At 71.5% G+C, this 9,836-nt stretch carries 12 protein-coding genes, 1 tRNA gene, 1 pseudogene and 1 riboswitch; of the genes and pseudogenes, 8 read left to right on the top strand and 6 right to left on the bottom strand.

Translation table 11 applies throughout. The annotated features are described in order from the left end of the window. Nucleotides 1-110: 110 nt before the first annotated feature. Nucleotides 111-245: riboswitch (cyclic di-AMP (ydaO/yuaA leader) on the top strand. Nucleotides 246-258: 13 nt separating this feature from the next. After that, entirely contained in the window at nt 259-1,290 is a 1,032-nt protein-coding gene (locus O7607_RS12115) for a C40 family peptidase (RefSeq protein ID WP_269703194.1), read from the top strand. A gap of 64 nt (nt 1,291-1,354) precedes the next feature. On the opposite strand, the gene dcd is transcribed toward O7607_RS12115, so the two are convergent. Then, nucleotides 1,355-1,933 (bottom strand): dCTP deaminase, encoded by a 579-nt coding sequence (dcd, locus tag O7607_RS12110; RefSeq protein ID WP_269703193.1) that lies wholly within the window; start codon nt 1,931-1,933, stop codon nt 1,355-1,357. Nucleotides 1,934-2,011: 78 nt separating this feature from the next. On the opposite strand from dcd, the gene O7607_RS12105 reads away from it, so the two are divergent. Further along, nucleotides 2,012-2,557, top strand: a complete 546-nt coding sequence (locus tag O7607_RS12105) for a pyridoxamine 5'-phosphate oxidase family protein (protein ID WP_269703192.1) — start codon at nt 2,012-2,014, stop codon at nt 2,555-2,557. A 67-nt stretch (nt 2,558-2,624) separates the two neighbouring features. Here O7607_RS12105 and O7607_RS12100 read toward each other — a convergent pair whose 3' ends face one another. After that, complete coding sequence (locus O7607_RS12100) at nt 2,625-3,617, bottom strand: zinc metalloprotease (protein ID WP_269703191.1); 993 nt, start codon at nt 3,615-3,617, stop codon at nt 2,625-2,627. A 270-nt stretch (nt 3,618-3,887) separates the two neighbouring features. Between O7607_RS12100 and O7607_RS12095 the strand changes: the two genes are divergently transcribed. Continuing rightward, nucleotides 3,888-3,961 (top strand) — tRNA-Gly (locus O7607_RS12095). Nucleotides 3,962-4,155: 194 nt separating this feature from the next. Here O7607_RS12095 and O7607_RS12090 read toward each other — a convergent pair. Then, nucleotides 4,156-4,374 carry a hypothetical protein gene (locus O7607_RS12090; RefSeq protein ID WP_269703190.1) on the bottom strand — a complete coding sequence of 73 codons (219 nt, stop codon included), beginning with the start codon at nt 4,372-4,374 and terminating at the stop codon, nt 4,156-4,158. 498 nt (nt 4,375-4,872) lie between these two features. Between O7607_RS12090 and O7607_RS12085 the strand changes: the two are divergent. Then, nucleotides 4,873-5,177, top strand: a pseudogene (locus O7607_RS12085) (helix-turn-helix domain-containing protein); the annotation flags it as partial. Nucleotides 5,178-5,231: 54 nt separating this feature from the next. Here the strand turns inward: O7607_RS12085 and O7607_RS12080 are convergent. After that, complete coding sequence (locus O7607_RS12080; RefSeq protein ID WP_269703189.1) at nt 5,232-5,534, bottom strand: hypothetical protein; 303 nt, start codon at nt 5,532-5,534, stop codon at nt 5,232-5,234. A 77-nt stretch (nt 5,535-5,611) separates the two neighbouring features. On the opposite strand from O7607_RS12080, the gene O7607_RS12075 reads away from it, so the two are divergent. After that, the gene (locus O7607_RS12075) at nt 5,612-6,223 is read left to right on the top strand and encodes a dihydrofolate reductase family protein (protein WP_269703188.1); all 612 of its coding nucleotides are present in this window, start codon (nt 5,612-5,614) and stop codon (nt 6,221-6,223) included. Here the strand turns inward: O7607_RS12075 and O7607_RS12070 are convergent. Continuing rightward, a complete protein-coding gene (locus O7607_RS12070) occupies nt 6,202-6,708 on the bottom strand; it encodes a GNAT family N-acetyltransferase (RefSeq protein WP_269703187.1) in 507 nt (168 codons plus the stop codon). The genes O7607_RS12075 and O7607_RS12070 overlap by 22 nt on opposite strands. Before the next feature lie 9 nt (nt 6,709-6,717). Beyond that, a complete protein-coding gene (locus O7607_RS12065; RefSeq protein WP_269703186.1) occupies nt 6,718-7,113 on the bottom strand; it encodes a VOC family protein in 396 nt (131 codons plus the stop codon). Between the two features lie 87 nt (nt 7,114-7,200). Between O7607_RS12065 and O7607_RS12060 the strand changes: the two genes are divergently transcribed. The 3 genes from O7607_RS12060 to O7607_RS12050 all read left to right on the top strand — a co-directional run bounded on the left by O7607_RS12060 (nt 7,201) and on the right by O7607_RS12050 (nt 9,822). Continuing rightward, a complete protein-coding gene (locus O7607_RS12060) occupies nt 7,201-8,094 on the top strand; it encodes a LysR family transcriptional regulator (RefSeq protein ID WP_269703184.1) in 894 nt (297 codons plus the stop codon). Nucleotides 8,095-8,126: 32 nt separating this feature from the next. Next, nucleotides 8,127-8,693 (top strand): NUDIX hydrolase, encoded by a 567-nt coding sequence (locus O7607_RS12055; protein WP_269703183.1) that lies wholly within the window; start codon nt 8,127-8,129, stop codon nt 8,691-8,693. Between the two features lie 76 nt (nt 8,694-8,769). Next, on the top strand, nt 8,770-9,822 hold the full coding sequence (locus O7607_RS12050) for a MerR family transcriptional regulator (protein ID WP_269703182.1): 1,053 nt from the start codon (nt 8,770-8,772) through the stop codon (nt 9,820-9,822). Nucleotides 9,823-9,836: the final 14 nt, after the last annotated feature.

Genomic DNA, 9,836 nt, shown 5'->3' with positions numbered 1-9,836 from the left:
CGTCATCGCGTACGGAGTGTCACCGCGCTGGAAGTTGCGGATCGATAACGGTGGTCCCTACTCTGGTGAATCGTCGGCCGCACGTCTCACCGTCCAACCCGGTCGGTGACGGTCCGACACCGCCGAGTCGCCCACGGGCGAGCCGGGGAACCAGGTACCTGGGGTGAATCCGCAGCGATGCGGTAGGGCGGCTCCCTTCCCGCCCGAATCCGTCAGCTAACCCGGTAGGCGGTACGGAAGAAGGAGTACGGACGCCCGGTGGCACTCCATGCCCCGCGGCCGTCGTCGAACCGGTCCACCGACCGGTCCAGCGTCGCGCCGCGTTCCCGCTGGTCCCGCTTCACCACCGCCCTCGCCGCGCTGGTCGGCACCGCCGTCGTTCTGACCGGCGGCGCGACTGCGGCACACGCCGAACCCTCGGTCGCCGAGATCGAGGCCCAGATCGACCGCGACTGGAACAAGCTCGAACCGGTCATCGAACAGGTGAACGCCGTACGCGAGCAGCTCGCCGCGCGGCGCAAGCAGGCCGACGCCCTCGGCCGGCAGATCGCACCCCTCCAGGCCCGGGTGGACGCCGCCCTCGGCCAGGTCGGCGGGCTCGCCGCCGACGCCTACAAGGGCGACAACCTCTCCACCGTCAACGCGCTGCTGGGCAGCCGCTCACCGGGTGACCTGGTGAACGGCCTGGAACTGCTCGACCGCTTCGCGCACCGCCAGCACGAGCAGGTGCGCTCCGTCGCCGCGCTGCGCGACGAACTGGCGGCGAAGAAGAAGCCGCTGGACGAGATGATCGCCGGGCTGGCCCGTACCGAGGCCCAGCTCGCGGCGAAGAAGAAGCAGATCGACGCCGAGATCGCCCGGCTGCAGAAGCTGCGGCTCAAGGTGTACGGCAAGGGCGGCGGCGGTCCGCTGCGCCCGGCGCCCTGCCCGGCCGGCTACCCCGGTGGCGCGGCCGGAGCGGCGGTCAAGTTCGCCTGCGCCCAGATCGGCAAGATCTACGTCTGGGGCGCGGCCGGGCCCGACCACTTCGACTGCTCCGGCTTGACCATGGCAGCCTGGGCCAAGGGCGGCGTCTCGCTGCCGCACAACGCACGCCAGCAGCACGGGATGACAAAGCGGATCAGCCGCGCCGAGCTGCGCGCCGGTGACCTCGTCTTCTACTACAGCGACCTGCACCACGTGGCGATGTACGTGGGTGACGGCTGGGTGGTGCACGCCTCCCAGTCCGGCAAGCCCATCACGATGAAGCGCGTCGACGACGGCGACATCAACAGCTTCGGCCGCGTGTAAGGAAGGGCCCCCTCTTAACGCCTCCGGTAGAGGAGGGGGCCCTTATTAACAACTTCGGGCGCCGTCAGCGCGTCGGCCAGGTACGCCAGTTCTGCCAGGACCGGCTCGGCGTCGGTCCGCGCTGCCCCTGGTAACGCGAGCCGTAGACGGCCGAACCGTACGGGTGCTCGGCCGGCGAGGAGAGCCGGAAGATGCAGAGCTGGCCGATCTTCATGCCCGGCCAGAGCGTGATCGGCAGGTTCGCCACGTTCGACAGCTCCAGCGTGACGTGGCCGGAGAAGCCCGGGTCGATGAAGCCGGCGGTCGAGTGCGTCAGCAGCCCCAGCCGCCCCAGGCTCGACTTGCCCTCCAGCCGGCCGGCGAGCTGGTCACCGAGCGAGATCACCTCGAGGGTGGAGGCGAGCACGAACTCGCCCGGGTGCAGCACGAACGGCTGCCCCTCCGGCACCTCCACCATCGAAGTCAGGTCGTCCTGCTGGATCGACGGGTCGATGTGCGTGTAGAGGTGGTTGTTGAAGACCCGGAACAGCCGGTCCAGGCGTACGTCGATGCTCGACGGCTGCACCAGCGTGGGCTCGAAGGGCTCCAGTGCGAGCGTGCCGGCCTTGATCTCGGAGACCAGGTCGCGGTCGGAGAGCAGCATCGGAACACCATAGCGACCGGTATGGGTGACCTGCGTGTCGCACTACATCTTCGTACACGTGTTCGATAGAGTGTCCACATGGCTTCCTGGTCCGAATTCGCCGCCGACGAGCCCCGCCTCGCCGACGAGATCCGCCTCCTGATGCAGCAGTACGGGCCGGGCTTCGGCTACCTCGCCACGGTCCGCGCCGACGGCGGCCCCCGAGTCCATCCGGTCTCTCCGGTGATCACCGCCGACGGGCTCTGGTGCTTCGTCATCGACTCACCGAAGCGCCGCGACCTCGAACGCGACGGTCGCTACGCGCTGCACTCGTTCCCGCCGGAGGAGAGCGACGACGAGGCGTACATCGCGGGGCGCGCGCGGCCGGTGACCGACCCGGCCACGGTGACGCGGCTGGCCCGGATCGCCCGCGCGTCGCCGCGGGGCGACTGGCGGCTGTTCGAGTTCACGGTCGAGGTGGCGATGCTGACCCGGCGCGACCCGGTGGCCCAGCCCGGCGCCGCCCCGCCGCAGGTCCGGGTGTGGCTCGACCCGCGCGGCGACGCGCCGGCCCGGCGCGACCCGCTCGCCGCCGAGGGCCGGCGGGGCCGGCACGGCTTCGACACCCGCCGCCCGGCCGCCTGACCCGGCCCACGACGAACGGTGCCGGCCCGTCCGAGGACAGGGCCGGCACCGGTACGCGGTACGACGGTCAGGCTGCGCGGTAGGCGTTCCACGCGGTGAGCATGCGGCTCGCCTGGCCGGCGGTGAACTGGTACATGCAGGAGTCGTACGTGTAGTCCATGAAGTTGGTGATCGGGTCCTTGCCGGCGGTCGAGCAGGTGTCGCGGCCGGTCGGGCACTGGTACGCCGGCGACGCCTCGGCCGGGGTGTCGGAGACGCTGTCGCCCGAGCCGGAGCAGCCGCCCTGGAAGGTGTGGTAGAGGTTCAGCCAGTGGCCGACCTCGTGGGTGCCGGTGTCACCCTGGTTGTAGTTGGTCGCGGTGCCGCCGGGCAGCGACTCGTTCAGCACCACCACGCCGTCCATCTTGTCCAGCGTGCGCTTCGGGAACGTCGCCCAGCCCAGCAGGCTGTCGCTCAGCTCGCCGAGGTAGATGTTCAGCGTGTTCTTGCCGCCCACACGCAGCGACGTCTTCATTGAACGCTCGGCGGAGGAGCCCTGCACGATCGGGTACCACGACGGGTTCGTCACCCGGTTGATCTTCGTGAGCTGGAACCCGAAGGCGGTGGCGGCGCCGCCGGTCGAGCCCGCGTACGCCTGGTTCAGCACGGTGATCTGCTGGTTGATCATCGAGTCGGTGATGTTGCCGCCGGCCCGGGTGCTGTTCTCCTGGATGACGTGCACGACGACCGGGATCGTCACGGTGGCCAGCGGGGTGACGGCGCCGGTCCGGAAGTTGGCGCGCTCGCGCTGCGCGGCGGCGAGGTCGGCCTCCCGGTCCTGGACCTGCTTGGCGGTCAGGTGGTTGGGGTCGAGCTTGGCGTTGCCACCCTTGGCGACGCGCGCGTTCGAGTGCTCGTCGGCGTGGGCGTCAGCAGGCTCGGCACACACGTCGGCCGGGGCGGCCGAGAAGGCCGAAGCAGCGGGGACGACGCCGACGGCGGCGGTGCTGAGCAGCAGCGCGAGGGTCGACGTCGCGACACCGGCGGTACGCCGGGTCAGCAGGTTGGGACGAAGTCCCATGGGCCCACCTCTTTCTGACGGCGTGGCAGGGGGTGTGTCACGCCGGTGCGGAAACGTGTGGCAGACGTTACATCCCATCGACGCATTTGAGAACGCCCATACGTTTCCGACGTGCAACTTCGCGCCTGCCGGCTCCGGAGCGTGCTTGATCCACTCCAGTTCGGGGAGGCGGTGGGGGCAACCGCCCCCCGATGCCGCCACCTCGCCGAGGTGGCGCGCGGGCACCTGACTGCACGGGGGTGGGGGGCTTCAGGTAGAGTGGTGCCGCCTGCGGGTGTAGTTCAATGGCAGAACATCAGCTTCCCAAGCTGACAGTGCGGGTTCGATTCCCGTCACCCGCTCCACGCATGGAAGCCCTGGTCAGGACGAGAGTCCCAACCAGGGCTTCCGCGTTGTCAGGGAGCCGAAGCGGGCCATAGGGCCTGTGTCGCGGGAGCGGCCGAGCGACATGGCCGACCGGTTCGACGCTGACCCCGGCGGGTGGGTTCGGCCTGCAGGACGGCCCCCGGACCGACACTGGCGCGAGGGCCGTCCTGGCTCAGAGGATCTGCCGGTTCACCCGGTCCAAGGTGAGAAACGTGGCCAAGGCCAGACTCACCGGCGTGGCCATCTCGGGAAGGTACTGCGCGCTGACCCCGACGGCGGCCGAGATGCCCAGGAAGCCGAGAGTGCGGAGCGGAATTGAGCGCTCCCGTGGCGTAACCTGCGGCTCCGACTGCTGCAACTGTGCAGCAGCATGACGTACCCTGCTCCTCATGCGTTGACCCTTTCCGCACGGATGGCGATTGGTGTTGCGCTTCGGCGGGCGCCCGGGTAGCCGCCCGGGTGCCCGCCTTTCGTATGTGCCGGTGTCGGTTGACCCTGCACGTTGTCCGGGGCCTGGAACTGGGTCCACGCGATGAGCTTGACCTGGGGTCGCAATCTCGCGTGCTCCGGACTCTGAGCACTGTAGTGGGCCGACCGGACAGGAGCGCCTCATCGCACCCGCCCATTACCATCCGAAACGGACACACCAGGGCAATCGCCTCCCAGACTTAAGGAACGCTTTAGAAGCACCCCGAGCCGTGACCTGCGAGCTCTAGCTCGCTTCTGCAGCCGGTCGGCCACCCTCGGCGGCCCGCCTCGGCTTGCGCCGGGCCGCCAACTGATCTTGCAGCTCGGGGGGAGTAGGGCTGACCCCGGTGATCGATGGGTGCGAGGCTCCCGGTAGGACAGCTGTCGACCAAGACTCGAAGCTCCGACCGGGAGCCTCGCCATGCTGTCCTACCCCGTCACGATTCCGTTATCCAGCCACCCTGAACCACTCGCCGGCCGCATCCGCGGACACCGCAAGCAGCGCCGATTCCGGTGGCGGCGCCTCGCCCCGGTCGACAGGCGCTACTGGCTCTCGCCCACCTGCGCAACGGCTACCCCCACACCCGACTCGCGGCCGGCTTCGAGATTGGCGTGGCCACCGCCTGGCGCTACGTGCAGGAAGCGATAACCCTGCTCGCGACGGCCGCCAAACGACCTGGCACCTCCATGGACCGGATCCGCCGGCTGGCGCACGCGATCCTGGACTGAGGAACCCGGTGGCGGTGATCGGTTACGTGACGGAGATCGAGGGTGCGCCCTTCAGGTTGTTCCGGGACGAGTAGAACGGGTCCACTGGCTCAGGCGGATCCAGGTCTGGCCGTCGGCGGGCCGGACCCGCACCGAGTCGCCCAGGTTCAAGGCGGCGAGCACCCCGAAGACGGCGTCCAGGACGGCTCGTCGGTCCGCCGTCACAAGGACGTCGACGTCGAGGTGCGAGCCGTGCTCGCTTGTTCCGGCACCGGTCACCTCGCCGCGCCCGACGAGAGCCTCGTTGAGGGCATCTTCGAGGTCGTCGCGATCGATGTCGATCTGCCCGTCGATGACCAGTTCCACGAAATCCATCACGTACACCTCGGCGATGAGTTGCGGGTCGTTGACGGGTCTGACGGGGAAAGAGCGGAAACCGGAGGAGCAGACCCATGGGCAAGCTGATCGTGACCGAGTTCCTGACCGTTGACGGCGTGGCGCAGGCGCCCGGCGAGCCGGACGAGGACCGCGAGGGCGGCTTCAGCCACGGCGGATGGCAGATGCCACTGCTCGACGACGCGTCCGGCGCGGTGATGTTCCAGCAGGCGAGCAGCATGGACGCGCTGCTGCTCGGCCGCAAGACGTACGACATCTTCGCCGGCTACTGGCCGAAGGCGCCCGCGGACATCCCCTTCACCGGCCTGCTCAACGGCGTACCGAAGTACGTGGTCAGCCGTACCCTCACCGAGCCGCTGGCCTGGGCGAACTCGTCGCTGGTGTCCGGTGACCTCGCCGAGCACGTCACCGAGATGAAGGGCCGACACGACGAGGTGCACGTGATCGGCAGCCTCGACCTGGCGCAGTCGCTGCTGCGCGCCGGTCTCGTGGACCGGCTCAACCTGTGGCTGTACCCGGTGGTGCTCGGCACCGGCAAGCGGCTGTTCGGCGACGGCACGGTGCCGACCGCGCTGCGGCTCACCGAGTCGGTCACCCACGCCCACGGCACGCTGCAACTGACGTACGAGCCGGTCGGCGCGCCCACCTACGGGGACGCGGCCGCGTAGGGCGCGCGGAGGTCGAGCACGTGCCGCAGGCCGGGCTCCGCGGCCAGCACCACCGGACCGTCGGGTACGAATCCGGCACGCCGGAGCACCGCCAGGGAGGCCGGGTTCGCCAGCGCCGCCGAGGCGACCAGCCGGCGCAGCCCGTACTCGGTGCGGGCCAGTTCGCAGACGCGCCGTACGCCTTCACTCGCGAGCCCGCGCCCGGCGGCGCGTTCGGCCACCCGGTAGCCCAGCTCGGCGCTGCCGTCTGCGACGTCGACCAGGTTGAACCGGCCGAGCACGGTGCCGTGGTCGCCGACCAGCACGTGGAAGTGGCAGGTGCCGCGTTCCTGCTCGTCCAGCAGGGCCGCGTGCCGGGCGGCGTACCCGGTGAAGAAGTCGTCGCCCCGGTCGGGGACGTACCGGGCGAAGTAGGCCCGGTTCTCCCGCTCGAACCGCAGTACGGCGGGCGCGTGGTGGGCGGCGAGTCGTTCCAGCTGCGGCATCGGCTCAGGCTAGGCGCCGGCCGGGTAGCAGCGCAGTTCGATTGTGTTGCCGTCCGGGTCGCTGACGTAGATCGAGGTGGCTGTGCCGCGCGCCCCGAAGCGCGGTACCGGGCCGGTCAGCACGGTGAACACCCCGGAGTCGATCACCCGCTGCCAGTCGACCGGCTCCACCACGAGGCAGAAGTGATCCACGTTGGACTGGTCCGAGCCGCCGCGTAGAAGGTCGATGATGGTGCCGGCGTCGACACGTACGGACGGGAAGGGCACCTCGCCGGCCCGCCACCTGTCGACCCGCACCGGGGCCAGGCCGAGCGTGCCGCAGTAGAAGTCGAGGGAGCGCTCGACGTCGCTCACCGAAAGCACGAGGTGGTCGAACCCGGTCACCGTCACGAGATGGTTCTGCATGCCGTCAACCCTGGTCCGCCGGGTGAGCCGGACCAAGCCCGATCCGGACTACGATCGTTGACCCGCAGGCAACGACGGAGGCGCCCGGTGCTGGAGCGGTACGAGGTCGAGACGTTCCTGACCCTGGCCGAGGAGCTGCACTTCGGGCGGACCGCCGAGCGGCTGCGGGTGAGCACCGGGCGGGTCAGCCACGTGGTGCGCAAGCTGGAACGCCGGATCGGCGCGCCGCTGTTCGAGCGCACCAGCCGGGTCGTCCGGCTCACCCCGATCGGCGCCCGCCTGGCCGAGGAGATGCGCCCGCTGGTCGCCGGCATCGAGGCGGCGGTCCAGCGGGCCGTCGACGCCGGTCGCGGGCTCACCGGCGAGCTGCGGGTGGCGTACGTCGGTGAGTCGGCAGCCCCGGCGCTGCTGCGCGCGGTGGCCCTGTTCACCGCGCGTCACCCGGACTGCGAGGTGCACGTGCACGAGGCGCCGCTGGCCAGCACCCGGTCGAGCCTGGTGGACGGCACCATCGACGTGCTGATCGCCTCGTACCCCTTCGACGGCATGGCGAACGGCCCGGTGCTGCTGCGCGAGCGCCGGGTGCTTGCGGTGGCCGCGGGCCATCCGCTCGCGGCCGAGGAGTCGGTGTCCCTGGAGGTGCTGGGCGACGATCCGGTGGTGCAGTACCCGGCGGTGACGTCGACCGCGTTCAAGCAGGACCGCACGCCGGACCGCACGCCCGCGGGCCGGCCGGTGCCGAAGGGGCCGGTGGGCGGCAGCTTCTCCGAGATGCTGGCGCTCGTCGCGCTGGGGCGCGGGGTGCTGCCGGTCGGCGAGCAGACCCGCCGGTTCTACGCCCGCCCCGACGTGGCCTACGTGCCGATCCACGACGCGCCGCCGATCTGTCGCGGTCCGGTGTGGCCGGCCGGGAACACCACGTCCCGGGTACGCGAGTTCGTCCGCGCGGCTGCCGACGCCAACCCGCTGCCGGAGGAGTGATCCCGTCGTACCCGGATGGCAGCATCGGCGAGATGCGGGACGAGATCCGGGCACTGGTCGAGGAACTGCCACCGGGGGACGATCTGGAGGCGCGGCACCGGGAGGCCGCACTGGCCTGGCTGGCCGGCACGGAGGACATCTTCCGCCGGGCCAAGCCGCGTACGCCGTCGCCGCACCTGGTCGCGTACTTCCTGCTCCGCGACCCGGCCGACGGCGCGGTGCTGCTGGTCGACCACCGCCTCGCCGGGATGTGGCTGCCCAGCGGCGGTCACGTCGAGCCGGGCGAGCACCCGGCCGGCACGGTGCGCCGCGAGCTGCGGGAGGAACTGGGCGTGGCGGCGGTCTTCGCGCCGCCGTTCGGCGAGCGCCCGGCGTTCCTGACCGTCACCGAGACGGTCGGCCCGCCGGAGCTGCGGCACACCGACGTGAGCCTCTGGTACGTGCTGTCCGCCCACCGCGACCAGCGGTTCACGCCCGATCCGGTGGAGTTCGCCGGCATCCGCTGGTGGACGCCGGCCGAGGTGACCGAGGCGCCGGCCGGCAGGATCGAGCCGCACCTGGGCCGGATGCTGACCAAACTGGCGGCAGCGACGCCTTGACCCGTCCCCTGCGGCAAGGCCCAGCGTGATCGGTGCCGGTCGCGGTGACCGGCACGAGGAGCGCGAGGGAGGCACGGTGCGACTGCTGACCATCGGCGCGTTCGCCCGCGCGACCGGCCTGAGCGCCAAGGCGCTGCGCATCTACGACGACTGCGGGCTGCTGCCCCCGGCCGCGGTGGACCCGCACTCGGGCTACCGCTACTACGCGCCGGAGCAGGCGGACCGGGCGCGGCTGATCGCCGGGCTGCGCCGGGCCGGGATGCCGCTGGCCGAGATCCGTACCGTCTGCGGCCTGCCGTCCGCTGCCGCCGCCGAGGCGCTCGACGTCTGGTGGCGGCGGGTCAGCGCGGACACGGCAGCACGCGGCCGGGCCGTCGCGCTCCTCGTCGACACGCTCAGCGAGAGGGGCACCACCATGTCCGAGACCACCTTCCGGTACGCGACGCGCTGCGAGACCGGCACGGTCCGCGATTCCAACGAGGACACCGCGTACGCGAGCGCCACGCTGCTCGCGGTCGCCGACGGCGTACGCGGTCCGGCCGGTGCCGCCGCGAGCACCGCCGCGGTGGACGCGCTGCACCCGTTGGAGCAGGCCGACGCGCCGCAGGCCGATCTGCTCGCCGCGCTGGCCGACGCGGCGACCCGGGCCGACCGGGCGGTACGCGCGCACGCCACCGACGCCGACCAGCCCGCCACCACGCTCACCGCGCTCGTACGGCGCGGCACCCGGCTCGCGCTCGTGCACGTCGGGGACAGCCGGGCGTACCTGCTGCGCGGCGGCGAGCTGTCCCGGCTCACGCAGGACCACACGTACGTGCAGACGCTCGTCGACCAGGGACGGCTCACCCCGGCCGAGGCCGGGGCGCATCCGCAGCGGGCGCTGCTGGCCCGGGCGCTCGGCGCGGGTGCGGAGGTGGAGGCCGACCTGGCGCTGCGGACCGCGCTGCCCGGCGACCGCTACCTGCTCTGCTCCGACGGTCTCTCCGCCGTGGTGGACCCGGGCGCGCTGCACGCCGCGCTGGCGGAGGCGGACGACCCGGAGAGCGCCGTCGAGCGCCTGGTCGAGCTGGCGTACGCGGCCGGCGCGCCGGACAACATCGCCTGCGTGGTCGCCGACCTGGCGGCGTGATCCCCGCGACCCGG

The organism is Micromonospora sp. WMMA1949 (genome assembly GCF_027460145.1).
Taxonomy (GTDB): Bacteria; Actinomycetota; Actinomycetes; order Mycobacteriales; family Micromonosporaceae; genus Micromonospora.
This window is presented reverse-complemented; position numbering and strand designations above follow the sequence as displayed.

Coding starts and splice junctions, on each gene's coding strand:
- dcd (WP_269703193.1), bottom strand. CDS start 1,933: ATGCTGCTCTCCGACCGCGACCTGGTCTCCGAGATCAAGGCCGGCACG.
- O7607_RS12105 (WP_269703192.1), top strand. CDS start 2,012: ATGGCTTCCTGGTCCGAATTCGCCGCCGACGAGCCCCGCCTCGCCGAC.
- O7607_RS12100 (WP_269703191.1), bottom strand. CDS start 3,617: ATGGGACTTCGTCCCAACCTGCTGACCCGGCGTACCGCCGGTGTCGCG.
- O7607_RS12090 (WP_269703190.1), bottom strand. CDS start 4,374: ATGAGGAGCAGGGTACGTCATGCTGCTGCACAGTTGCAGCAGTCGGAG.
- O7607_RS12080 (WP_269703189.1), bottom strand. CDS start 5,534: ATGGATTTCGTGGAACTGGTCATCGACGGGCAGATCGACATCGATCGC.
- O7607_RS12075 (WP_269703188.1), top strand. CDS start 5,612: ATGGGCAAGCTGATCGTGACCGAGTTCCTGACCGTTGACGGCGTGGCG.
- O7607_RS12070 (WP_269703187.1), bottom strand. CDS start 6,708: ATGCCGCAGCTGGAACGACTCGCCGCCCACCACGCGCCCGCCGTACTG.
- O7607_RS12065 (WP_269703186.1), bottom strand. CDS start 7,113: ATGCAGAACCATCTCGTGACGGTGACCGGGTTCGACCACCTCGTGCTT.
- O7607_RS12055 (WP_269703183.1), top strand. CDS start 8,127: ATGCGGGACGAGATCCGGGCACTGGTCGAGGAACTGCCACCGGGGGAC.